This window comes from Vibrio navarrensis, from assembly GCF_015767675.1.
In the GTDB taxonomy this organism is placed as follows: domain Bacteria; phylum Pseudomonadota; class Gammaproteobacteria; order Enterobacterales; family Vibrionaceae; genus Vibrio.
Genome location: NZ_CP065217.1, coordinates 2183697 through 2207016 on the forward strand (window position 1 = coordinate 2183697; position 23320 = coordinate 2207016).

At 49.1% G+C, this 23320-nt stretch carries 20 protein-coding genes and 2 pseudogenes; 15 read left to right on the forward strand and 7 right to left on the reverse strand.

Annotated features, from left to right (window positions below):
• Positions 1 to 94: 94 nt before the first annotated feature.
• The gene (locus I3X05_RS10455) at positions 95 to 1546 is read left to right on the forward strand and encodes a DUF2867 domain-containing protein (RefSeq protein WP_193186298.1); all 1452 of its coding nucleotides are present in this window, start codon (positions 95 to 97) and stop codon (positions 1544 to 1546) included.
• Between the two features lie 24 nt (positions 1547 to 1570).
• On the opposite strand, the gene I3X05_RS10460 is transcribed toward I3X05_RS10455, so the two are convergent.
• The 3 genes from I3X05_RS10460 to rsuA all read right to left on the reverse strand — a co-directional run bounded on the left by I3X05_RS10460 (position 1571) and on the right by rsuA (position 4373).
• The gene (locus tag I3X05_RS10460; protein WP_045571947.1) at positions 1571 to 2230 is read right to left on the reverse strand and encodes a DUF2913 family protein; all 660 of its coding nucleotides are present in this window, start codon (positions 2228 to 2230) and stop codon (positions 1571 to 1573) included.
• Positions 2230 to 3432, reverse strand: coding sequence for a Bcr/CflA family multidrug efflux MFS transporter (locus I3X05_RS10465; RefSeq protein WP_337970700.1), 1203 nt, complete (start codon positions 3430 to 3432; stop codon positions 2230 to 2232). Before I3X05_RS10465 ends, I3X05_RS10460 begins: the two co-directional genes overlap by 1 nt.
• A 239-nt stretch (positions 3433 to 3671) precedes the next feature.
• Positions 3672 to 4373, reverse strand: coding sequence for a 16S rRNA pseudouridine(516) synthase RsuA (gene rsuA / locus I3X05_RS10470; RefSeq protein WP_039429560.1), 702 nt, complete (start codon positions 4371 to 4373; stop codon positions 3672 to 3674).
• Between the two features lie 73 nt (positions 4374 to 4446).
• Between rsuA and I3X05_RS10475 the strand changes: the two genes are divergently transcribed.
• From I3X05_RS10475 to I3X05_RS10505, 7 genes are all read left to right on the forward strand, one after another.
• Complete coding sequence (locus I3X05_RS10475; RefSeq protein ID WP_337970701.1) at positions 4447 to 6192, forward strand: DEAD/DEAH box helicase; 1746 nt, start codon at positions 4447 to 4449, stop codon at positions 6190 to 6192.
• Positions 6193 to 6273: 81 nt separating this feature from the next.
• Entirely contained in the window at positions 6274 to 6663 is a 390-nt protein-coding gene (locus I3X05_RS10480; RefSeq protein WP_045571950.1) for a PepSY domain-containing protein, read from the forward strand.
• A gap of 12 nt (positions 6664 to 6675) precedes the next feature.
• Complete coding sequence (locus I3X05_RS10485) at positions 6676 to 7335, forward strand: response regulator transcription factor (RefSeq protein WP_045571951.1); 660 nt, start codon at positions 6676 to 6678, stop codon at positions 7333 to 7335.
• The gene (locus I3X05_RS10490; RefSeq protein ID WP_337970702.1) at positions 7325 to 8662 is read left to right on the forward strand and encodes an ATP-binding protein; all 1338 of its coding nucleotides are present in this window, start codon (positions 7325 to 7327) and stop codon (positions 8660 to 8662) included. The genes I3X05_RS10485 and I3X05_RS10490 overlap by 11 nt, the downstream gene beginning before the upstream one ends.
• 197 nt (positions 8663 to 8859) lie before the next feature.
• On the forward strand, positions 8860 to 9138 hold the full coding sequence (gene rplY, locus I3X05_RS10495) for a 50S ribosomal protein L25 (protein ID WP_039435460.1): 279 nt from the start codon (positions 8860 to 8862) through the stop codon (positions 9136 to 9138).
• 652 nt (positions 9139 to 9790) lie between these two features.
• Positions 9791 to 11536, forward strand: coding sequence for a bifunctional UDP-sugar hydrolase/5'-nucleotidase UshA (gene ushA, locus I3X05_RS10500; RefSeq protein ID WP_193186314.1), 1746 nt, complete (start codon positions 9791 to 9793; stop codon positions 11534 to 11536).
• A gap of 374 nt (positions 11537 to 11910) precedes the next feature.
• A complete protein-coding gene (locus I3X05_RS10505) occupies positions 11911 to 12132 on the forward strand; it encodes a hypothetical protein (protein WP_039429576.1) in 222 nt (73 codons plus the stop codon).
• Positions 12133 to 12246: 114 nt separating this feature from the next.
• Here I3X05_RS10505 and I3X05_RS10510 read toward each other — a convergent pair whose 3' ends face one another.
• A complete protein-coding gene (locus tag I3X05_RS10510; RefSeq protein WP_045571954.1) occupies positions 12247 to 12501 on the reverse strand; it encodes a DUF1289 domain-containing protein in 255 nt (84 codons plus the stop codon).
• 191 nt (positions 12502 to 12692) lie between these two features.
• On the opposite strand from I3X05_RS10510, the gene I3X05_RS10515 reads away from it, so the two are divergent.
• From I3X05_RS10515 to I3X05_RS10545, 7 genes and pseudogenes are all read left to right on the forward strand, one after another.
• Positions 12693 to 13139: an META domain-containing protein gene (locus tag I3X05_RS10515; protein ID WP_045571955.1), complete on the forward strand. Its 447-nt coding sequence runs from the start codon at positions 12693 to 12695 to the stop codon at positions 13137 to 13139.
• A 377-nt stretch (positions 13140 to 13516) separates the two neighbouring features.
• A complete protein-coding gene (locus I3X05_RS10520) occupies positions 13517 to 14662 on the forward strand; it encodes an ABC transporter substrate-binding protein (RefSeq protein ID WP_045571956.1) in 1146 nt (381 codons plus the stop codon).
• Positions 14663 to 14671: 9 nt separating this feature from the next.
• Entirely contained in the window at positions 14672 to 16381 is a 1710-nt protein-coding gene (locus tag I3X05_RS10525; protein WP_337970703.1) for an ABC transporter permease, read from the forward strand.
• Entirely contained in the window at positions 16347 to 16994 is a 648-nt protein-coding gene (locus I3X05_RS10530; protein WP_337970704.1) for an ATP-binding cassette domain-containing protein, read from the forward strand. Before I3X05_RS10525 ends, I3X05_RS10530 begins: the two co-directional genes overlap by 35 nt.
• The gene (locus tag I3X05_RS10535; protein WP_337970705.1) at positions 16987 to 17595 is read left to right on the forward strand and encodes a CDP-alcohol phosphatidyltransferase family protein; all 609 of its coding nucleotides are present in this window, start codon (positions 16987 to 16989) and stop codon (positions 17593 to 17595) included. The genes I3X05_RS10530 and I3X05_RS10535 overlap by 8 nt, the downstream gene beginning before the upstream one ends.
• A 265-nt stretch (positions 17596 to 17860) precedes the next feature.
• A pseudogene (gene hcp, locus I3X05_RS10540) lies at positions 17861 to 18901 on the forward strand (hydroxylamine reductase); the annotation flags it as partial.
• Positions 18834 to 19799 (forward strand): annotated as a pseudogene (locus I3X05_RS10545) (2Fe-2S iron-sulfur cluster-binding protein). The pseudogenes hcp and I3X05_RS10545, both read left to right, overlap by 68 nt.
• A 64-nt stretch (positions 19800 to 19863) precedes the next feature.
• Here I3X05_RS10545 and I3X05_RS10550 read toward each other — a convergent pair.
• From I3X05_RS10550 to I3X05_RS10560, 3 genes are all read right to left on the reverse strand, one after another.
• Positions 19864 to 20796 (reverse strand): class I SAM-dependent methyltransferase, encoded by a 933-nt coding sequence (locus tag I3X05_RS10550; protein WP_045571960.1) that lies wholly within the window; start codon positions 20794 to 20796, stop codon positions 19864 to 19866.
• A gap of 28 nt (positions 20797 to 20824) precedes the next feature.
• Complete coding sequence (locus tag I3X05_RS10555) at positions 20825 to 21517, reverse strand: TIGR01621 family pseudouridine synthase (RefSeq protein WP_045571961.1); 693 nt, start codon at positions 21515 to 21517, stop codon at positions 20825 to 20827.
• Between the two features lie 134 nt (positions 21518 to 21651).
• A complete protein-coding gene (locus tag I3X05_RS10560) occupies positions 21652 to 22995 on the reverse strand; it encodes a sodium-dependent transporter (protein WP_045571962.1) in 1344 nt (447 codons plus the stop codon).
• Positions 22996 to 23320: the final 325 nt, after the last annotated feature.

A 23320-nucleotide genomic window follows, 5' to 3' on the forward strand; every position in this document is an offset into this window, starting at 1 on the left:
AACTTATTGAAGAAGCGGAGAAAATAGCCGATGATTATAACCAATTGGGTGAGTATTCCACCCACTTTTTCGACTTTTGTTTAGGGAGAGCGCAGTGCAGAAAGTACTAGTGTTGGGCGCATCAGGCTACGTTGGGTCGCAATTGGTGCCACTTCTTTTGGCGCAAGGTTATCAAGTGACGGCCGCAGCGAGACAAATCGACTACCTTAAAGCGCGAGTTAAACCTCATCCGCACCTAAACGTTGCTTACCTTGATTTGGCGGATCAAAGCGCGACTCAAGCGCTCATTCCACAATTTGACCTGATCTATTTTCTGGTTCATGGCATGGCTCAAGGGCACGATTTTATTGATTATGAACTCTCCCTCGCTGACCATTTTTATCAAGCCCTACAGGGAAGCCGCGTCAAACAGGTGATTTACTTAAGCGCACTTCAGCCGCAAAGTGGCAGTTCAGCCCATCTTCAAGCGCGGAAAATGACCGGCGATGTCCTGCGCAAAGCAGGGATTCCGATTATTGAACTTCGTGCTGGGGTGATTATCGGCCCGGGCTCAGCCGCCTTTGAGATCATGTGTGATTTTGTCTACCACTTGCCACTGTTGATCACCCCAAAATGGGTTGAATCAAAAGCCAATCCGATCGCACTGGAAAACCTTAATTACTATCTGTTGCGATTGGCCGAAGAGGCCCACGCCACTCATGCAATCTACGAAGCGGGTGGGCCAGACACACTGAGCTACCGCGAACAATTTCGCCTCATCTGCCAAGCTACAAAGCGCCCTTTTCGCCTTTTTTCGACGGCGCTTCTGACACCCAAAATGGCCTCATACTGGCTCGGGTTAATTACTTCGGTCCCTTCAAGCATTGGTAGCGCCCTTTTAGCTGGGCTGGAACATGACTATGTAGCAAACAGCGCAGAATTGGGGCAAAAGTACCCACAAGCCTTGCTCTCATACCAGCAGGCGGTTGAACAAGCAATTGAGCAAGAAGGCACCTTTGTTAGAAGCAATGTCTGGGGTTTTGAACCCGAGGCATTACAGCGCTGGCAGCCGGGTTACGGCTATTACGCGAAAAAAGCAGGCGCCAGCATTCAAACCCAAGCCTCTGCCGAGGCACTTTGGCAATGGGTGGAAAAAATAGGCAGTCGGGAACAAGGCTACTATTTTGCTACGTCACTGTGGCGAACACGTGAGTGGCTTGATGTGCTATTCGGCGGCAAAAAACCGATTCGCCGCGCCCCATCTGGGCCGGAGCTTAAAGTCGGTGATTACATCGATTCTTGGAAAGTGATCCGCTGCGAGAAACCGCACTTTCTTTCTCTGTTCTTTGGTATGAAAGGCCCCGGGCTCGGACGGCTGGAGTTCACTATTGACGATCACGGACACTATCGCCAACTCACGGTCACCGCTTGGTGGCATCCGCAAGGTTTTCGCGGACTGCTCTATTGGTTTGCCATGATGCCCGCCCACTTGTTTGTTTTTAACGGTATGGTCAAAGCCATCGCCAGAAAAGCACTCTCGTTTAACCGCGACAAAAAAGGCGCTTAATCACAGCGCCTCAGAAAATGGTGGTCAGCATTGAAAATTGAGCGGAATTTCCGCCAGCTGATTGCCTAAATTGGCTGGAAAAATCAGGTACTCGCCATGGTATTTCACGTTCGACTTGTAATCCGTCACCTTGTGTACCATAAATCCTGCCTCAGTGGCCTTTGCGACAAACTCGGCGTGATTGCCCCGTACAAACCAACTCATCGGTTTCACTAAGGTGTCGCCATCGAAGCAGCTTTCACACTGCTGGGCGCAAAGCGCTAATGAGTGTTGGCCTTCGGTAAAAATCTGCACTTTACCACAACCCACTAACGGCTCAGCCGTGGAAACTTCCCAGTCGGCTTGCTCCATCTGATCTAAAAACGCTTCTATCTGCTTATCGGTAATCACCGCAGGCTCTTTATCTGCACAGAAAAAAGAGGCATAAAATGCGGCGATACGCTTAAAGGTCGGCAATAGTGCGGCATCGTTGCCTTTCGAGCGACCTGCCTTTTGCCAGCGAGTCAGATCATCGACGACGCAGCGATGAAAACGCTGTGCTTTCAGCGCCTTGGTCACCCAACGCACGAGAAAGTGGTTGTTCGCGACAGGCGCGTCAGCCAGTTTACCTGCGCGATGCTCCGCCTCTAGCTCTTGCAGCGCGGTATTAACCAGTCGTTGAATTTCCGTTGTGTAGTTCGACATTATGCTTTTCTTCCGAATATCCAGTAAAAGAGGGCTGACAGCAACGAGCAGGCTGACATCACCAAAATCATCGGCCACGCAACGGCAGATGGCAACGCAGCCACCAGCGCGCCAACCAGCGAACCAGTGCCAAAGCGCAAAGTACCCGCTAAAGAAGAAGCGGTTCCCGCCATCTGCGGATAACCAGAAAGCAGCAGTGCCATTGAGTTGCTGCCGATGGTGGAGAGTGTACCGATGTAAAGAACCACGAATGGTACCGTGCCCCACAAACCGAGGTCTAGTAGCCAGCTAACAAATAAACCGACTCCGGCGACTAATTGCACGCTAAGCCCCAATCGCAGCATAAAGTGCGACCCGACTTTCTTCACCATGCGACCATTTAAACTGGTCATGATAATCATCGCGACAATGTTAAGCCCGAACAGATAACCAAATTGGTCTGGCGATACGCCATAGATGTCAATGTAAACAAACGAACCTGCGGTCAAAAAGGCGAACATACCAGAAAAAGAGAAAGCACCAGCCAGCATCAAACCTAATGCAGTGCTGTTTCTGCACAGCTTGGCATAGTTACGTAACGTGGTTTTAAAGCGCAGTGGTTGACGATTTTCCGCTTTCAGCGTTTCTGGAATTTGCCACCACACCAGCGCGATCACCAACACAGCAAAACCCGCCAGCACCCAGAAAATAGAGCGCCAGCCAAACCAAATCGCAAGGTGTCCACCGATCATCGGTGCGACCAAAGGCGCGATGGTGATAACCAAGGTGACAAACGACATCGCCCGAGCGAAGTCTTCTCTATCAAACATGTCGCGCACCACGGCCTGAATGATCACCGCGGCCGCTGCTCCGGCAAAACCTTGCGCGGCACGCACGTAGGTCAGCGAATCAATGCCGTTGGTGGTTGCACTGACAACCGCCGCTAGGCCGAAAAACAGCACGCCAAGGATCAGCACCGGACGACGACCGAAACTGTCCGAAAGTGGGCCATGAATCAGCTGCCCTAGAGCGAAGCCTGCGGTGTAGGCCGTCAGAGTCAACTGCACCGCACCGGCATCCACGCCAAGATCTTTGGCGATCGTCGGCATGGATGGCAAATACATGTCAATCGCCAACGGCGTAAGCGCACCAATCGCGCCCAGAACGACGAAAAGGAAAAAACTGATGTGTGATTGCGCAGTGGCTTGTGATTTGTCCGTCATTTATTCTCCCGAGAAATGGGTTGGGAATAAGCTTGACGCTGCAACGCCACTGATTAGGTTGACTCTTTATCGTCGTCAGAACAAGGCTGACACAGATTGGTAATCGAGGAACGCTAGGAATGTCGCATTACAGCCAGAAAAGGCTTGATTCTGAAAACTCCGCCCCATGAAAGAGCGGAAAAACTGCCGATATTGTGATACAGATCAAGCCTAAACACTAGTTCCATTTAGGAACTAAATCATTTCCAAACTGAATCTATTTCTTCCTGAGTCAGATAACGGTACTCGCCCGGTTCGAGATTTTCATCCAGTACGATCTCCCCCACTCGCTCACGGTGCAACTGCTCGACTTTGTTGCCCAGCGCAGCAAACATGCGTTTTACTTGATGATATTTGCCTTCGTGAATCGTCAGCAGCAGTTCATTCTCTGCTTCATTCACGACCGTCATCTGCGCAGGTAAGGTGAGCTCCTTTTCATTGCGCAGTTGAATACCTGCCGCCAGCTTTTCCTGATAGTCGCTGCCAATCGGGTCGGCGAGCCAAACACGATACGTTTTGTCGCACTTATGCTTTGGTGACGTGATGCGATGGGACCACTTGCCATCATCGGTGATTAACACCAACCCTGTGGTATCCACGTCCAAGCGGCCAGCAAAGTGAAGCTCGTCCATCTTAATTTCGTCCAGCAGAACAAAAGCCGTATGGTTGAAGCCATCCTCGTGGGAACACACAAACCCTTCCGGTTTATACAGCATAATGTAACGCGGCCCCTGAACGGCCAGCTCGCGACCTTGCCATTCAACCACACTTTGCTCAGAGACTTTGAACGCACCGCTTTTTTGTACCTGCTCATCCACGGTCACTTCACCGCTTTTCAGGATTTTTGTCGCCTCTTTTCGTGTCGCGCCCAGCGCATCACAAAGAAATTTATCTAAACGCATGAATACCTCAACTGGTTAAGGTCGGGTATTATAGCGACCCTGCAAAGAATAGTTGAGTGATTTCACCGTTTTCATGTACACCCTAAGACCCTATCAAGCCGACTCGGTAAAGGCCGTTATCCACTACTTTCGTCAGCACTCGACGCCAGCGGTGATCGTGCTGCCAACAGGGGCAGGCAAAAGTTTAGTGATTGCCGAACTGGCAAGATTAGCACGCGGCCGAGTTTTGGTGCTGGCACATGTCAAAGAACTGGTGGAACAAAACCACGCCAAGTACGAAGGATACGGGCTCAAGGGCTCGGTATTCTCCGCTGGGCTAGGCCGCAAAGAGACACAACATCAAGTGGTTTTTGCCTCGGTGCAGTCGGTGGTGCGCAACTTGGAATCTTTTCGCAACCAGTTCTCTCTGCTGGTGATCGATGAGTGCCATCGTGTTCCGGAAGATAAAGAGAGCAGTTATCAGAAAGTGATCTCGCACCTAAAAGAGCTTAATCCGGGGATGAAAATACTCGGTCTGACCGCCACGCCTTATCGCCTCGGCGTCGGTTGGATTTATCAGTACCACACCCGCGGGCAAGTGCGTAGCGAAGAGCCACGCTTTTTCCGCGATTGCATATTCGAATTGCCGATACGTTATTTGCTCGACGAAGGTTTTCTCACTCCAGCGCGAATGATGGATGCGCCTGTGCTCTCGTATGATTTCTCCCAGCTAAAACCCGCCAATACCGGGCGCTATAAAGAAGCTGAACTGGATATGGTGATCGATAACGCCAAACGCGCCACGCCGCAAATTGTTCAGCAAATCCTCCAACTTGCCCAGCAGCGGCAAGGAGTGATGATCTTCGCGGCCACCGTCAGACACGCGCAAGAAATTCATCACTTGTTGCCAGAAAATGACACCGCGCTTGTGATTGGCGATACACCAACACCAGAGCGAGACGCGATTATTCGCCAATTTAAAGCGCGTGAAATAAAGTTTCTCGTCAATGTTTCGGTACTGACCACCGGCTTTGACGCGCCGCACGTCGATCTCATCGCTATTTTGCGCCCAACCGAATCGATTAGTCTTTATCAACAAATTGTCGGTCGCGGTCTGCGGTTGGCCCCGGGCAAAGAAGAGTGCTTGGTACTTGACTACGCAGGCAATAATTACGATCTGTATCAGCCCGAGGTGGGTGACCCGAAACCCGACTCTGATAGCGAAATCATTACCATTCCCTGCCCCGCCTGCGGCTTTAACAATAATTTTTGGGGCAAGTTAGACAGCAACGGTTTTTTACTTGAGCACTTTGGCCGTCGCTGCCAAGGCTATTTCACCGACGAAGAGAACGGCGAACGCGAACATTGCGGCTACCGTTTTCGCGCTAAGTATTGCAACGAATGTGGTGCGGATAACGACATCGCAGCGCGAATTTGTCACGAGTGCGATGCGACCTTGGTGGACCCTGACAAAAAGCTCAAAGAAGCCCTCAATCTAAAAGACGCTTTGGTCTTTGAATGCCTTGAGATGGTGCTCAGCGTTCATAAAACGGCGCAAGGAAAATCCCAGTTAAAGGTCAGCTATTTGGGCGAAAACCAAGCTCAGGTGCATGAGTTTTGGTCCCTCACCACCCACAAGCAGAAGGCCATGTTCAAGAGTCAGTTTGTTCGCCCTCATTTAGCGGACAAACACCGGCCCTTTGACGATGCCACGCCAAGCAAAGTGGTCGCTAATCAACACCGTTTTCGCCCACCACAATTTGTTATCGCCCGCAAAACCGGCCGTTTTTGGAAAATGCGCGACAAGATTTTCGAAGATGAACTACAAAACCGCCAGTAAGCCCCATGCCGTGGGCAAGTTCACTTTCTATTCATCTTGCCAGCTTTATACTCGGGCAACTTTGTAAAATAGGGTCCGGACATGCGAAACCGAACACTGACGCTTGCGCTTATACTCCCTTGTATGCTGACCATGCCAGCATTCGCCAGCGACGACACACAAAATGGGCACGAACTCATCCAAGATGCTTATAAAGAGGGCGCTCGCATCGAATTTGACGAGGATCAGGATGAAGTTTACGACGCGGTTAAAAAAGGGTTGATTAAGCCCTTCTCTGAACTCTATGCCACCGTTGATAAGCAGCTCAATGGACGTTTAATCAAAGTAGAGCTTGAAGAAGACGACAACGAGTGGGTTTATGAGCTTAAATTAGTGCATGAAAACAATGTCATTAAAGTCGAGTACAACGCGACCACTTTAGAACTGATGGAAATCAAAGGGCGCAATTTGCAAGACGTGATCAAAAAATAGAGTTTCTTACCGATGAAAATTTTAGTTGTTGAAGACGAGCCGCGTTTAGGTGAGCAAATTGTTCAATCTCTTGAGCAAACGGGATGGGTACCGGAGCTATCACAAGATGGTATTGACGCCCTGTATCGGGCTACTTCCGAAGAGTGGGATGCTATCGTACTTGATTTGGGGCTGCCCAAATTAGATGGGCTTACTGTCCTTAAAGGCATACGCGACGAAAACATCAACACGCCCGTCGTCATTTTAAGCGCACGCGACACCTTAACCCAGCGCGTAGAAGGGTTAAACGCGGGTGCAGACGATTATCTGACCAAGCCGTTTGAGATAGTCGAGCTGATCGCTCGTATTCGAGCGCAACTGCGCCGAGCCTCTGGCAACGCTTCGCCCGTACTGCAAGTTGGCGATTTGAGCCTCGACACCCGCTCTTCCAAGGTGATGTGGCAAGGCCACCCCGTGAGCTTAACCGCGCTTGAGTACAAGGTGGTCGCCTATTTCATGCACAACGCCGACAAAGTGATCTCCCGTACGGAATTGGTTGAACACATTTACAGGCAAGACTTTGACCGCGACTCCAATACGATTGAAGTGTTTATCGGTCGTATCCGCAAAAAAATCGCGCCACACATCATTAAAACCGTACGCGGTTTAGGGTACCAACTTGATGCCAGCTAAACTGGACTTACTCAAAAGCCTGAGCCTTAAGCGGCGTCTCTTTTTTGCTTCATTTCTTTGGGTTAGTTCCATGCTCCTCGCGGCGGGCGTCGGTATTCCCACGCTCGTCAAAGAGTATTTAGTGAGTGATATTAAAGGCCAATTGCAGCTTGCCATGGACGAAATCGCCGCCAACTTAGAAGCGAATGCACAAGGCAATTTGTTGCTTCCTGCGCGTCTTTCTGACCCCCGTTTCAGTCAGCCCTACAGTGGGCTCTATTGGAACGCGACATTGGGTGAGCAAACCCTGCGATCCCGTTCCCTTTGGGACAGAAACATCCAAACCAAAGCAACACCACTTGGTCAGCGTCTCATTGGTGCCAAGGAAGAGAATTTGATCGCGATAGAACAGCGCCTATATCTGCCCGAGTTTTCTACCCCGATAACCATTGTGATTGGCATGGATGAAGCGCCCGTTAAAGAGACACTACGCCAGCTCACTAAACAGTTGTGGATGATCCTCGGGCTGCTGCTCTTTGGTGTCATGAGCGTAATTGGCGTACAGATCGCTTGGTCATTTCGCCCACTCAATAAGCTGCAACAAGAACTCAAGGCATTGAAATCAGGCCAGCAAGATCAGTTGCAAGAAAGCTACCCCGCGGAAGTGGCACCGCTGATTAAAGACCTCAACGCCCTCTTGTTTCACTATCAAGAACTATTGCAGCGCGCACGTCACCACGCAGGCAATTTGTCCCACTCCCTAAAAACGCCGCTTTCGGTGCTGAAAAATGAAATATCGCAACTCAACGAACCAGAACGGCAGCAACTCTTACCGTCGTTGCAACAGATCCAAAACCACATTGATTACCACTTGAGCCGAGCCAGAATGGCGGGAGCGATGAACATTCTCTCGGTCAAATCCAACCCAAGCCAACGTGTCGACGCTATCGCCATGGCGTTTGATAAAGTCTACGCCGAGCGAGAAATCGTACTGGCCAATGAACTGGATGATGAACTTGACGTCGCCGTCGAGCAAAGTGATTTGGATGAGATGCTTGGTAACTTGCTGGAAAACAGCTACAAGTGGGGCAAAAGTTTCATTCGTATCTATGCAATCCGCCAACAAAGCACCATCGACATTGTGATTGAAGACGACGGACCTGGCATCGACGAAAAACATTTTGAACGGGTGACCCATCGCGGTGTCCGGCTCGATGAAACTACGGCAGGCACTGGGCTTGGGCTGAACATCGTCTCCGAAATGGCGCACAGTTATCGAGGTCAGCTAACGCTAGAAAAAAGTCAGCTGGGTGGCCTGAAAGCCATTTTGTCACTCAAATCGGCATAAGCCTGCCGTTTCTGACAGAAAAAGCTGAGGCATCGGGGTATTCACAGCAATTTCAGTTGCTCAAACCGCCATTGAGTGCTAGTATCCGCGCTCGCTTTGATAGGAATCTTGATTCCGATTGAAGCTTTACCATATATCTGTAAGGTCGCATTACAGAATATGAAGTTAAAAATGTTTACTAATTTGAGAGTAAAACTATGAAATTCGAAGCAGTCGTACGTACTGAACTAGGTAAAGGTGCGAGCCGCCGCCTACGTAACACTGGTAATTTTCCTGCTGTTGTATACGGCGGAGAAGCAGCACCAGTTGCAATCGCTCTGAACCACGATGACATCGTGAACCAAATGGACAAACCAGCATTCTACGAAGCAATCACTCTCGTGATCGCTGGCGAAGAAGTTCAGGTTAAGCCACAAGACGTTCAACGTCACGCGTTCAAGCCAAAAGTTGAGCACATGGACTTCATCCGTATCTAATTCCCTACCAAGGAATTAAATGGATAACTTCCAACCTTTTGCATAAATAAGATTTACGGCCTTACCAACCGGACAATCTAAAAAATTCGAGACCCCAGAGCCTTACCATCTCTGGGGTTTCACTTTTTATCAACACTGACTTTCTTTTCTGTTTTAAATTGCTCTCTTCTCCTTTATTCACCAATCTATTTTGAAAATGAACATAGATCATTGAGGACAAGACGATTAATTAGCATTTTCTAAATAATTTAGGTCAAACATACTCACGCTGCTGTGATGTTAAACAGAGATATCTTTATCATCCCATTCTGCTTTTGATATAACACATTAAATCTTAATAAAATATTTCTTACTCGGGTACTAAATTCTAAAGTGAGTCAAAAACCAACTAATATTGCTCACCAATTGCACACCTCTTATTTTTCATTTCTCTATTGATTCAAATTCAACGACCCAAATCACAAATTTATTTCAATTTAATAAAATATATCATCCAGAGCACTAAATTTGTGTATTTCTCGATAAGGCTTACAAGCTCATAAATTTCTTCTGCTAACAAAAGTACTAATAAGATTAGGATCACTAAAATTTAATATTAATTACGTATATTGCACGCCGTAACGATATGAAAATCACAAAGAAAGGATCCCTTATGAAGTTCTCCAAATCCCTGTTGGTGTTGTCCGTCGGTGTTGCTCTGGCGGGATGTGGTTCAGACAGCGATAACTCAGCCGCGACCGACAAAGACAAAGTCGTCACCTGTGCCACCGCAACTTCTTGTAGCAAATTTACTGTGCTGCACACCAATGATCATCACGGTCGTTTCTGGGAAAACAACAATGGTGAATATGGCATGGCAGCACGCAAAACGCTGATTGATTCGATCCGCGCAGAAGTATCGAGCAATGGTGGCACCTCAATTCTGCTCTCTGGTGGTGACATCAACACGGGTGTCCCAGAGTCCGACATGCAGGACGCCGAACCTGATTTTATCGGCATGAATCTGCTCGGCTACGACGCCATGGCGGTCGGTAACCACGAGTTTGACAACGAACTTAGCGTGCTGGACAAGCAAGCGAAACTCGCTGAGTTCCCAATGTTGGCGGCCAACATCTACAAAAAAGATGCCGATGGTAAAGTCACGGATGAGCGTTACTTCCAGCCGTATAAGGTATTCGATCTCAATGGCGTAAAAGTCGCCGTGGTTGGCCTAACCACGAAAGATACCGCGAAACTGGTCAACCCAGACAATGTGGCGAGCATCCACTTTGCCGATCCGCAAACGGAAATCAAGAAAGTTCTGGCAGAAATCGAAGCCAAAGAGAAAGTGGATCTTGTCTTTGCTACAACGCATATGGGCCACTATGCCAACGGAACACATGGTACTGAAGCACCTGGCGACGTAATGCTCGCTCGCTCGTTAGAATCCGGTAAGTTGGATGCGATTATTGGTGGCCACTCACAAAACCCCGTCTGTATGGAACCGGGCACCAATCAATACGCCAACTTTAAGCCGGGCGATGCCTGTGCTCCAGATCAACAGAACGGCACTTACATCATGCAAGCACATGAGTGGGGTAAGTACGTTGGTCGTGCAGACTTTGAATACTACGATGGCAAGCTGCATTTAGCTAACTACGCCTTGATTCCGGTTAACCTGAAGAAGAAAGACGCGGAGGGTAAATATCAGTTCATTACCAATGAAATCGAAGCTGATGCGACGGTTAAGGCTGTTCTTTCCCAGTATCAAAAGCAGGGTCAGGCGCTATTGGGAGAGAAAGTTTCAGAGACCGATGGCAAGCTGATTGGCGATCGCGCTATCGTCCGTTCACAGCAAACCAACTTAGGTCATCTGCTTGGTGAAGCTTATCGCACGTACAACTTAGTCAACGCAGACTTTGGTGTGATGAACTCTGGCGGTGTGCGCGCGTCTATCGAGGCGGGTGATATTACTTACCGCGACGTGCTGACGGTTCAGCCTTTTGGCAACTTTGTCACTAAAGCAACCATGACAGGCCAAGAGGTCAAAGATTACTTGAATGTGGTGGCCACTCTAACGGCGGGATCTGGCGGTTACGCGCAGCTCGACAACATCACCATGTCGGTGGATTGTGATGCCAAACAAGTCACCATCACAGATATCAACAACAAGGGCTTTGATCTCAACGCCACTTATAGCTTCTCTATCATTAGCTTTAGTGCCGCTGGCGGAGACAACTACCCTGTCATCGATGTGCAGTCAACTCAAATGACCGATGCTTCTGTGCTGCGTGAGTTTTTCGTCAATAACCCATCGATCTCTGCATCTGACTATGAGAAGAACTTGAACAACATTCAGTACCTCAGCAATGGTCAAGCGGTAAAAGGCTGTCCTGCACCTGCTCAGCCGGGCGCATAATCTTTCTACCTTTCCCTCAGACCGGAGCCCTGTGCTCCGGTTTTTTTGTACGGGTAATCTTATGAATTTGTTGTGTCTTTTCGTTAGCTGATAAAAAACCGTTTAAAGTACGATTGACGGCTGTTTAAGCGACTTCTATGTTTGATATTGTCTTTCAGTCAGCTGAATTGATTGACTCTGCGCCGTTTTATTCTCGCGCCAGAGCATGATGAGTGCTGTCGAAAGACGAGTTTGGCGTTAAAAATACTGCTCTCATACAATTTGTGTCTGTTTAAAGACCCCGAACCATGGGGGACACCACGATGTGTGCCTCAGTGAGCAGTGCGGAAACGCCAGTGTGTTTGGACTGCTGCATCGAGTTCGGGAGGTCAAAAATGAAACGAATCAGCAATAGCTACAGACTACAACTTATTAAAGAAGTGGTCACTCGCAGAGAACAGCAAGCGTGTAATGACCCCATGGCCAACTACATTCATCAACTATTAACGGAAAATCCCAACAGCAAATCGGATGCCGAGACGAACCATCGTTTCTCTGGTTGCCATTTCGATGAACATGCTGGCGGTTGGATAAGCGATCGTTGGGCGATGAAATAACCGTGGATGATAGGGAGCAATCGTGACAAATTCCCGGCTTAACAGAGCGCTTTGTCAATCTAGGCCGGGAATCGAGACTTGATTTGGCCATTTGCCGCCGAGAGAAAGGTGAGCTTAAAACAGTTCCTGTTGTGGTGAAAATCCAGTGTCGTCCTGCTGCAATGGTTTGTTGGCTTTACCCGCCAAGCGTTTGCGCTGATAACGCTGACGACAGAGCTTGATGATGTGCAGTTTCTGCGCAGAGGTAAACGTCAGCCAGTGAAAGCGCTCATCGCGATTGCGCATACACCCTTTGCAATAGCCTTTGTCATCGACCGTACAGACGCCCACACAAGGATTGGGTACGTTGAAAAATTCGAGCTGTTCCATATCCCTCCTGCTTTCTGAATTTCTTGTTCTACTCTAATCTCGTCACTCAACATCGTGGAAGCCGATTTTCCACAAAGTTTGACCTTCGCATAAACCAGTCAAAAAAGCCCTCAGAATGATGACCTTAAACTGACAAATACGCCGTGCGCTTAACTATACTTGCTCTGTTTTGCTCATTAGGAATCAATATCATGAAGCTTAGATCAAAAACCTTGCTCGCAGCAATTTCTCTCCCCTTGTTGCTGAGCGCCTGTGTTAGCAACGGAAACTCTATGACCTCAATAAGCGCGCAAGATCTGCAGCACCATCACTGGCAGTTAAGCCATATTGATGGAAAAGCGCTGACAGAAAATGAAGACACTCTCATTCCACGTTTAGAAATTGGCGAAAACCTTACCACCAACGGTTTTGCGGGTTGTAACCAATTTTTTGGCCAAGCCGAACTCAAAGGGACGCAACTGCGTATCGAGAAAATGGCCATGACGATGAAAATGTGCCACGAAAAACAGATGCAAGTTGAACAGCTAGTCTCCAGCACTCTCACTAATTGGAGTGAGGTGACTTTGACAAACGAAACTTTGACCTTAAAAAATGCGCAGCACGAGTTAATATTTACTCTGCGTGATTGGGTGAATTAGCGTCACGATTTCATCAAAAATGCCTTTTGCAAAGCAGCTTATCGCTGCTTTTTTATTCTATGTTGTCAAGGCACCAAAGAGATTGAGCCGCTCTTAAAACGCGGCCATTTTCATCCATTGACGAAGAAATTGCACAACCAATGGAAATCTCCTTCCTTTTGAAAGATTTTCAACTTTAATCTGGTCTCTCTTTTCTGACAGGTAATCACTCTTGACTTTTCACCATTAAGATTAATCTCATTGAGGGCGATTTTTTATTAACTTTGCGTTGATAATCAAAGGGGATAGATTAGTATCCACAAGAGGAAAAAAAGCCATTGGCTGCTCGCCAGTGGCTTTGCCGTTGCAACCTAACCAACGAAAAACACGGATTACGTATGAAAAAGCTTTTGAGCACCCTTGGTATTTTAGCCACCACATTGACGGCTTCTGGCTACGCAGAAACTTGGCAAGAAGTTGAACAGCAAGCCGATGGGCAAACGGTTTATTTTCACGCTTGGGGCGGCAGCCAAGAGATCAATCGCTATCTGCAGTGGGCAGGGAGTGAGTTAAAAACACGCTACAATGTCACGCTAAACCACGTCAAAGTGAGCGACATTGCACAAACCACCGCGCGTTTGATTGCAGAAAAAGCGGCGGGCAAAAACAGTGGCGGTAGTGTTGATATGGTTTGGATCAACGGTGAAAACTTCAAATCGATGAAAGACAACCAACTGCTGTTCGGCCCTTTTGTCGAGCAGCTACCGAGCTGGCAATACGTGGATAAATCACTGCCCGTCACGGTCGACTTTTCGGTCGCCACCGATGGTTTGGAAGCGCCATGGGGTGTTGGCCAGTTGGTCTTTATTCATGATACGCAAACCCTGAACAACCCGCCTCGCTCATTTGCGGAAATGCTCAGCTACGCGAAAGCTTTTCCTAACCGCTTAACCTACCCTCGCCCACCGGAGTTTCATGGCACCAGTTTTCTTAAGGCGATGTTGATTGAGTTGACTCAAAACGACCCTGCGTTGCAAAAACCGGTCTCTGATGCCGACTTTGCAAAAATCACCCAGCCTCTTTGGGCTTACTTAGACCAGTTTCACAAAGTGGCTTGGCGTGGCGGTAAACAGTTTCCGGCTGGCACCGCAGAATCACTCCAGTTGCTGGATGATGGACAAACGGATCTCGCGATTACGTTCAATCCCAATGCGGTCTTTTCAGCTCAAGCAAGCGGCAATTTAGCCCCAACCACCAAAGCATACGCGATGGACGCGGGGGCACTCTCGAACATTCATTTTCTCGCGATTCCATGGAATGCCAACGCCAGCGCTGGAGCACGCGTTGCGATCAACTTCTTGCTCAGCCCAGAAGCTCAATCGCGCAAAGGCGATCTGAACATTTGGGGAGATCCTTCGGTGTTGAGCAGCCAATATCTCTCAGGCAGCGCGAAAAACACTCAGCAGTTTAAATCCATTGCCGAGCCTCATCCAAGCTGGCAATCGGCGTTGGAGAAAGAGTGGCTCAAGCGTTACGGCAACTAAGCTAAACCGATGCTAAGAGCGCTTTATCTCGCCATGATCGCGGTGTGCATTCTCCCGACCCTGCCGGGTCTGATTGGAGTGTTGGTTTCCGCGCTCGGCTATGTACCGCCTATCGGCCTCAATCAGTTTTCACTGACTGGTTTTTCCGCCGTTTTTGCCTGGCATGGCGTTTGGCAGTCGATTGGTCTGACACTTTATTCCGCCATTCTGAGCAGCTATCTTGCCTGTTTGATAACATTTGCCATCTTACAGGCAGCCTGGAATCGCACATTTTGGCGCAAAGTGGAGCTAAGCCTTTCGCCGTTACTCGCCATGCCGCACGTCGCATTTGCGATTGGTTTTGCTTTTTTGTTTGCCCCGACAGGATTAGGCATGCGCGTTTTACAGCAGTGGTTCGGTTACGATCCCAGCGCTCAGACCGTTAACGATCTGGCGCTATTGGTTAAAGACCCTTACGCGCTGGGCTTAATTGTGATGCTCGCGCTAAAAGAAGTACCCTTTTTGCTGTTAATGAGCATTCCTATTTTGCGCCAGTTGAAAGTCGAACAAGTTGAGAAGGTTTGTCACTCGTTGGGGTATGACTCGGCGCAAACCTGGTGGAAATGCATTTTCCCGCAATGGTTCAGCAAGCTGCGTTTCCCGATGCTGGCCGTCATCGCCTACAGCTTGTCGGTGGTCGATGTGGCACTCATCATCGGCCCGACCAATCCTCCCACGTTTGCCGTATTGGTATGGCAGTGGTTCAACGATCCCGATCTATTGCTGTTACCACGCGCTGCCGCTGGTGCAGTGGTGCTGTTTGCCATCGCCAGCTTGCTGATAGCCTTTGCCAGAGTGATTGAATGGCTTGTGACACAGAAATATCGACGATGGCAATACGCTGGTCGGTTTGGTTTTGCTTTGCCAGGACGAGCACTCTTTCTGTCTATCGCCCTACTTGCCGTGTTGATGGCACCACTTTTGCTGCTGTGGAGCATTGCCCAGCGTTGGCGTTTTCCTGATCTGATGCCCAGCCAGTTTAGCTTGCGTTTCTGGCAACACGAGTGGCAGGGAACATTGGGCGTATTGCAGCAAAGTATGCTTATCGCCGTGATCTGTGCATCAATTGCGTTGTTACTAGCACTGATTGCTCATGAATATCGGCTGCGCTATCGCTGGCAAGTTCCGGGCTACGTGATCGCGATTCCTATGTTGATCCCTCAACTGTCAATCCTATTTGGCATGCAAGTCGTGACACTTTACCTAAGCAGCGACGGCTACTTTTTTTGGGTCTGCTGGGCGCATATCTTTTTTGCGTTTCCGTTCGTGTATCTATCGTTGGATGGCCCATGGCGAAGCTTTGATCAAGGATTGACTCGGGTCGCGTTAAGTTTAGGTAAATCACCACTGCAAGTTTGGCTTAAAGTTAAATTACCGATTTTGCTGCCAGCTGTCGCCTTTGCCTGGGCGGTCGGTGTCAGCGTCAGCTTGGCGCAGTATCTGCCAACCTTAATGCTGGGAGCAGGCCGTATCATCACCATTACGACCGAAGCGGTTGCTCTGTCGAGCGGTTTTGATCGGCGAGTGACCGCCATTTATGCTCTCTGGCAAGCATTGCTGCCATTGCTGTTTTTTTCCATAGCGATTGTCGTTAGCCGTTGGCAGGCAAAATATCGTCGTATTTCCATAAAAGGGTTACTCCTCCATGAGTCTTTGTCTCGAAAACCTCGCCATCCATAAAACCAGCGGCGAGCCACTGTTTTCCGCGTTGGATCTCACCGTGCAAAAAGGCGAGATCGTCACGCTAATGGGGCCAAGCGGTTGTGGTAAGTCGACCTTGTTGGATGCAATCGCGGGTCACCTTGCTAGCGAGTTTCGCTATAGTGGGCAAATTTGGCTCGATGGTGAGAAGCTTGATACGCTCGCCGCTCATCGCCGCCAAGTCGGTATCTTGTTCCAAGACGACCTACTGTTTCCTCACCTAACGGTTTGGGAAAATTTAGCTTTTGCCCTGCCCGATAATATCAAGGACGCCGAGCGTAAAACGCGCGCGATGGAAGCGCTGAAGTCCATTTCGCTCCCTATGCTCGCCAACTCCTTTCCCGACCAAATTTCCGGCGGACAGCGCGCGCGCATTAGCCTGACGCGTATGCTGTTGGCCCAACCCAAGGTGGCGCTGCTGGATGAACCCTATAGCAAGCTGGATAAAGATTTGCGTGCTCAATTTCGCCAGTGGGTGGTCGAACAACTGCGACAGGCGAACATCCCAACTTTGATGGTGACTCACGACGAGGATGACATCCCGGCTGGCAGCCGCTGCCTAACTTGGCCTTGGGAGAAGGAAAATGCTTGACCGTTTCACAATCAAAGCCATTCGCTGGCCGTTAACCCACAGCGCAACACTGGCTAATCAGTTGGGGATCAGCGCCAACCAAACCACAGTGGTCGGTTTTGCCATCGGTTGTTTGGCGCTCCCCGCCCTAGTTTGGCAACAGTACCACTGGGCGCTGGCTTTTATTGTGCTCAACCGCATTTGTGACGGATTAGATGGCGCACTGGCGCGCATTCAAGGTATCAGCGATGCGGGTGGATTTCTCGATATCAGTCTGGATTTTCTTTTTTACTCACTGATCCCGTTTGGTTTTGTACTGGCCAATCCGGAGCAAAATGCCATAGCGGGGGCATTTCTCATTTTCTCCTTTGTCGGGACTGGCAGTAGTTTTCTCGCTTTGGCGGTACTCGCCAGTAAACGCGGCATTGATAACCCTGCCTATCAACATAAATCGCTGTATTACATGAGCGGTCTGACCGAAGGGACAGAAACTATCGCCTGTTTTATCGCCTTTTGCCTCTTCCCGCACCATTTTGCCCTGATTGCTTACTTGTTTGGCGCGGCTTGCTGGTTCACAACCTTTACTCGGATTTATTCAGGTTTTCACACATTGAAAAGCTAATGGGATGACAAAGCCGGTTTTCGGTGCGTCTTTAGGGAGCAACCTTGCGCGTATAAAACCAAGCGAAGTAGGTAAAAAATTAGGCATTCAAACAGCGTGAAAAACAAAGTTCGATGTCTAAATGACTACAAACACGTTGTTATTTAGACATCACAACACTCAAGATAAACCAAATTAATCCAAATAAATCAATAGATTAAAAACTGGTACACAATCTGCTCTCTGGGGAAAACTTGATCAACATAATCATGACTGGAGAAGCAAAATGTTCTGTATTCAATGTGAACAGACAATTCAACCCCCTGTAGTCAAAGGCTGTTCATTCGCCCAAGGTATGTGCGGTAAAACCGCTGAAGTCTCAGACCTGCAAGATGTATTGGTTTATTGCTTGCAAGGCGTCTCTTTTTGGGCAACCCAAGCGCGTCGTTTCAATATCATCAACGATGAAATCGATCAGTGGGCTCCAAAAGCATTTTTTGCCACTCTGACTAACGTCAACTTCGATCCCGAACGCATCCTAGCGCTGACCTCGACTGCAGAGCAGTACAAAACCCAGTTGAAAAACGCGGTACTTTCAGCGAGCACACTCTCCTCCCAAGAATTGGATGAGTTCCCCAAGGTAGCCGATTTTGCACTCCCCAGCGCTGCCTCTGAGATCCTCGCCATAGCGCCTCAAGTCGCCGTCAACCGTGGTAAAGGAACGGTGCATGAAGACGTCATCGGCTTACGTCTACTTTGTCTTTACGGGTTAAAAGGCGCAGCAGCCTACATGGAACACGCACGAGTGCTGAGGCAAACCAGTGCAGAGATCTACGCCGAGTACCATGAGATCATGGCGTGGTTAGGCAGCGATCCCGACGATCTCAGCGCACTACTCGATTGCTCCATGCGGATCGGTTTGATGAACTATCAGGTGATGACGATGCTCGACCACGGAGAGACGGCCACTTTCGGTCATCCGCAGCCGACGGCGGTGAATGTCAAACCAGTCAAAGGCAAATGTATTCTGGTTTCTGGCCATGATTTGCATGACTTGGAGAAAATATTGCAGCAAACGCAAGGGACGGGCATCAACGTCTATACCAACGGTGAAATGCTGCCTGCCCATGGCTATCCTCAACTGCATAGGTACCCTCATCTGGTCGGTAACTACGGCAGTGCGTGGTAAAACCAGCAGAAGGAATTCGCCAATTTCCCAGAGGCAATTGTCATGACGTCCAACTGCCTGCTGAGCCCAAATGTCGGTCAGTACGCTGAGCGCCTGTTTACCCGTAGCATCGTTGGCTGGCCGGGCGTGGCTCACATTGGGCGTCGAAATTGAGGGGAAGTGGGTTTTTCGCGCTTATTCGTTAAGTTCACTTTCTGGCGAAGATTACCTGCAGCTCACCATTAAACGTATGGAGGGTGGTTTGGTCTCCAACTACATTTTTGAGTCACTGCTGCTGGGCGACACCGTACAAGCGTTTCCGCCAGCCGGCGAATTTAACTGCATCGATTCCCCGCCTAAATGGAGCCATGGGCAATAGAAAGCACTGCTGATCAGCGCGGGTTGTGGTGTGACTCCGGTTTTCGCCATGGCGAAATACTGGTTATGTAACGATGCAAAGGTCGATATTGCCTTTCTACACGTTGCGCGCTCTGCCGAAGAGACTATCTATTTTGACGATCTGCGCACCTATCAAAGTGTCTACGACGATTTCCATCTGCACTTGCTGCTGAAAAATGCCCAAGGCACTTCCCACCCTCAAGGTCGATTGGATGCACAGTGGCTGCAAAAACTGGTGCCTGATTTTCACCAGTGGACCGTCTATTTGTGTGGGCCGAACCAGTTCATGCAAGATACGCAAGCTTACTTGCAGCAACTTGGTTTTGATATGCAGCAGTTTCATCATGAGAGCTTTACCCCTGCCGAAAACACATCGCCTGTGCAAAGCGAACAAGGGGTACAGGTAAGCGTGCCAAACTTTGCACAAACCATTGATGCCAAGCGAGGCGAAGTGTTGGCCGACGTATTAGAAGGCGCAGGGCTGCCCCTGATTGTCGCCTGTCGAAGTGGTCTCTGTGGATCGTGTAAATGTCAAGTTCGCCACGGTTCGGTCATCTCCAGCAGTCAGGAAACCTTAAGTGCACAAGAGATAGAACAAGGCTTTGTGTTAGCGTGTTCGTCACAAATAGAATCGGATCTTGAAGTGACTTTAGGCTAAAGGGCAAAAAGCGCCAAGGTGGCGCTTCTTGTTTTGACGATGTGGCAGTTTTGGCGATGTGACGTTAGCTAAAGCGCAGCACTTTCAGCGCCGCTTCGCTGTCGATGTCCATGAACTCCGGCGGATTGAGCAAACGTTCGCGAAAAGTCAGTGATGGCGCTTCCTCTTGCATACTTTCAATCAAAAAGTCGCTGCTCACGGAAGGCGAGTTAACGCAGGCCAGCACCTCTCCACCCGTGGCGAGTAAGTCGGGTAAACGGCGTAAAATCTTCTTGTAATCGGATGTCAGCGCAAAGCTGCCCTTTTGGAACGAAGGTGGGTCAATAATGATCAAATCGTATTGGCCTGCCTTTTTGATTTTGCCCCAAGATTTAAAAATATCATGGCCAAGGAAGAACACCTGATTGAGGTTGTGTCCATTGAGTTTATGGTTTTCACGCCCTTTGGAAAGGGAGGCTTTCGCCATGTCGACGTTGACCACTTTGTCCGCCCCTCCGGCGATCGCCGCCAGCGAAAAGCCACAGGTATAGGCGAACAGATTGAGCACATTCTTCTGTTTAGCGTGCTCACGTACCCAATCACGACCAAAGCGCATGTCCAAAAACAGGCCAAAGTTTTGATTTCGTCCAATATCCAATTGATATTTAAGACCACTTTCAACTACCACAGGACGTGCATCCAGATCGCCCAGCAGCACTTCTGACGGCGCACCGTCTGCGTAGCGATGTTGGATCAGCATGCATCGGCCTTGCTTCTCTCGCCAGATATCCGACTGTGCAAAGCGCAGTAAACCCGCTCTTAGCTCAGTCAAAAAGTCTTCGTCAACTTGATGAAATAGATTGACGACCATCTGCCCTTGCAGCCAATCACAAGTGATTTGTTCTAAGCCAACAAAACGGCGACCACGGCCGTGAAACAGACGTCGTATTTCATCAGGTACACTCGCCAATTGCGCTTCGATATGTTGAAAAAACTGCGTCAGTTGGGAAACTTGCATTGAATTCTCTTTTTGATGGGTTGTTTGATTATTTGATGGTAGGCCACGACAACTGCCAAGGCGTCAGCCAGCTTTCAATGCCTTGTGAAACCACATCGCTATTCCATTTTTCCCCCAACGCAGGCTGGTGTCGCGGGTCGCAGACAAAGTGGAACGCTTCATCTTGGTAGGAAAAGCAGAGGCAAAATGCGTGTAAATAGCCTCTATCTGCTTCACTGCCCGCATTGTAGATAGCATCGCCGATGATCGCGGAACCAACCGATTTTAGCGCGACGCGGATCTGGTGGGTTTTCCCCGTGTGCGGCTTGCATAAAAACAGTCGTTCTCCAGGCTCTGCCGCCAAAGAGAAAAATTGGGTAATCGCAGGATTATGCTTGCTGCTGAGTAACTTCCACGCGGCGCGGCGCGAGCGTTCCATATCGCCAATCACCAGCCCTTGCTTTTTCTTCGGTTTTTTAGCTCCAAGCGCTAGATAAAATTTGGCTACCTTACGCTCGGCAAAAGCGCGTGAAAGCGCACTGGCCGCAGTTGCGCGTCGACCAAGCAATAAAATGCCCGAGGTCATTTTATCGAGACGGTGGATCAGATAGAGCTGTGTGTCACCACTTCGCTTCGCCACTTCATGCAATAACATGGTCTCACCATCATCTTTGTGTACGGAGACATTGGGATGCTTGTTGATAATGAGAAAATCAGGGTGAGTAAACAGAATGTCAAACATGGTAGTCAAGTAACTTTCGGGTGGCTGCCATCATCATGGCTGGTTTCATTATGAGGGGCGAAGTATACCTTTTCTCACTCTGAATACCAGTAACACAGCCGCAAGAAGTAAAGCCCCTTGCGGGGCTTAAAAGGTTATAAAATCGAGAAGAGGAACACAGCCATGATCGCTACCGGACATACGATGCGCACATACCAAGGCCAGATTTTCCAAAACAGGCCCTGAGCGATGTCTGGGTTGCCTTCTTTCAGTTCATTGAGCAGGTTGTTGCGGTTCCAGATCCAACCCACCACGATAGCCCATACCACACCAAGCAGTGGCTGCATGTAAACGGTTGAAATATCAGCAACTAGACCAAACAGAGCGCCAAAATTCAGCGAAATGACAATACTGACAATGAGGATCGCGCCACCAATGAGCCAAGTCGCGGTGTTGCGCTCCATTTTCAGCTCGTCTTGCGCACAGGAGACAGGCACCTCCAGCAAAGAGATCGAAGACGTGAGCGCGGCAATCACCATCAGGACAAAGAAACCGATACCCAGAATCACGCCGATCCCGCCCATGGTATCAAACATCGCAGGCAGCACCGCGAACACCAAGTCACCAGAGCTCATCAACTGGCCTGCGTCGTTAAAAATTTGCACGCCGTTGTTTTTGGCAACAAACATCGCAGGAAGAATCAGCAAGCCCGCCGCAAACGCGACACCCGTATCAATTGCCGCAACTTGACCTGCGGTTTTGGGAATATTGACCTCTTTTTGCAGGTAAGAGCCGTACACCATCATTGAGCCCACGCCCAAAGAGAGAGAGAAGAAGGCTTGTCCCATCGCATCGACCATCAAGCTTGCCGTGATGTGGGAAATGTCTGGAATCAGATACATTTTCAGACCTTCCATCGCTCCATCTTGAGTAAAGATGTACGCGATCATCACAGCAAAAAGAACGAACAGCATAGGCATCAAGCGAGTTGACCACTTTTCGATACCATCGGCGACGCCTTTTTGCACTACAAGAATAGTCAACAGCGAGAATAGAACGGCTAAGACGACGTTACGTGCACCACCGAAGTTGACCAGCCAGTCAGCTGCGCTTTGTAAACCGACCACTTCCAATGCAGGTGCTGCGGCAAAGCCCATCAACCAACCTGCCAAAATTGAGTAAAAACTGAGGATCATGGAAGCGGCGATCATGGCGATCAAACCAAACAAGCCTGCGGCTGCGCGATTTTTCGTCCAAATATTACGCAGTGAAGCAATCGGGTTCGATTGACCATGACGGCCTATCGTCAATTCTGCCACCAGCATAGGAAATGCCAGTAGGAAAACCATCGCCAAATAGATCACCAAAAATGCCGCGCCGCCGTTGCTCGCCGCTTTGGTTGGGAATCCCCAAACATTACCAAGACCGACAGCCGAACCTGCCGCCGCCATAATAAAGCCAAGTCTCGATGAGAAGTGGCCTCGATTGTTACTTGCCATAATTGTTACCGCTGTTGTGTGTGCTTTTTATCTTGTTTCGGCGTCAAACGTGAGGTGTAATAATTTTTGTACACCCATCGAAAATATCGGCCACGTGATGAATGTGGCAAGTAAATCAGTTTGAGCATAAAATTGGAAGCCCGGCTGACATAATTTCCTACCACAACTGTAATAATCATCATTAATCGCTGATTATTTACCCACAATGCAACATTTATGACCTGTTGTTAACAATTTTTAAACATGCTCATTCTGTTTGCGTGATACTGGTATCATTTGCTACCTATTCCTAATTGGTGTGTTTGCGCTTACTATCAAAAACGAG

Bases quoted from the DNA above. Each gene is read 5' to 3' on its own strand.
- I3X05_RS10460 (WP_045571947.1), bottom strand. From the start codon at position 2,230: ATGTCGAACTACACAACGGAAATTCAACGACTGGTTAATACCGCGCTG.
- I3X05_RS10465 (WP_337970700.1), bottom strand. From the start codon at position 3,432: ATGACGGACAAATCACAAGCCACTGCGCAATCACACATCAGTTTTTTC.
- rsuA (WP_039429560.1), bottom strand. From the start codon at position 4,373: ATGCGTTTAGATAAATTTCTTTGTGATGCGCTGGGCGCGACACGAAAA.
- I3X05_RS10475 (WP_337970701.1), top strand. From the start codon at position 4,447: ATGTACACCCTAAGACCCTATCAAGCCGACTCGGTAAAGGCCGTTATC.
- I3X05_RS10480 (WP_045571950.1), top strand. From the start codon at position 6,274: ATGCGAAACCGAACACTGACGCTTGCGCTTATACTCCCTTGTATGCTG.
- I3X05_RS10485 (WP_045571951.1), top strand. From the start codon at position 6,676: ATGAAAATTTTAGTTGTTGAAGACGAGCCGCGTTTAGGTGAGCAAATT.
- I3X05_RS10490 (WP_337970702.1), top strand. From the start codon at position 7,325: ATGCCAGCTAAACTGGACTTACTCAAAAGCCTGAGCCTTAAGCGGCGT.
- rplY (WP_039435460.1), top strand. From the start codon at position 8,860: ATGAAATTCGAAGCAGTCGTACGTACTGAACTAGGTAAAGGTGCGAGC.
- ushA (WP_193186314.1), top strand. From the start codon at position 9,791: ATGAAGTTCTCCAAATCCCTGTTGGTGTTGTCCGTCGGTGTTGCTCTG.
- I3X05_RS10505 (WP_039429576.1), top strand. From the start codon at position 11,911: ATGAAACGAATCAGCAATAGCTACAGACTACAACTTATTAAAGAAGTG.
- I3X05_RS10510 (WP_045571954.1), bottom strand. From the start codon at position 12,501: ATGGAACAGCTCGAATTTTTCAACGTACCCAATCCTTGTGTGGGCGTC.
- I3X05_RS10515 (WP_045571955.1), top strand. From the start codon at position 12,693: ATGAAGCTTAGATCAAAAACCTTGCTCGCAGCAATTTCTCTCCCCTTG.
- I3X05_RS10520 (WP_045571956.1), top strand. From the start codon at position 13,517: ATGAAAAAGCTTTTGAGCACCCTTGGTATTTTAGCCACCACATTGACG.
- I3X05_RS10525 (WP_337970703.1), top strand. From the start codon at position 14,672: ATGCTAAGAGCGCTTTATCTCGCCATGATCGCGGTGTGCATTCTCCCG.
- I3X05_RS10530 (WP_337970704.1), top strand. From the start codon at position 16,347: ATGAGTCTTTGTCTCGAAAACCTCGCCATCCATAAAACCAGCGGCGAG.
- I3X05_RS10535 (WP_337970705.1), top strand. From the start codon at position 16,987: ATGCTTGACCGTTTCACAATCAAAGCCATTCGCTGGCCGTTAACCCAC.
- I3X05_RS10550 (WP_045571960.1), bottom strand. From the start codon at position 20,796: ATGCAAGTTTCCCAACTGACGCAGTTTTTTCAACATATCGAAGCGCAA.
- I3X05_RS10555 (WP_045571961.1), bottom strand. From the start codon at position 21,517: ATGTTTGACATTCTGTTTACTCACCCTGATTTTCTCATTATCAACAAG.
- I3X05_RS10560 (WP_045571962.1), bottom strand. From the start codon at position 22,995: ATGGCAAGTAACAATCGAGGCCACTTCTCATCGAGACTTGGCTTTATT.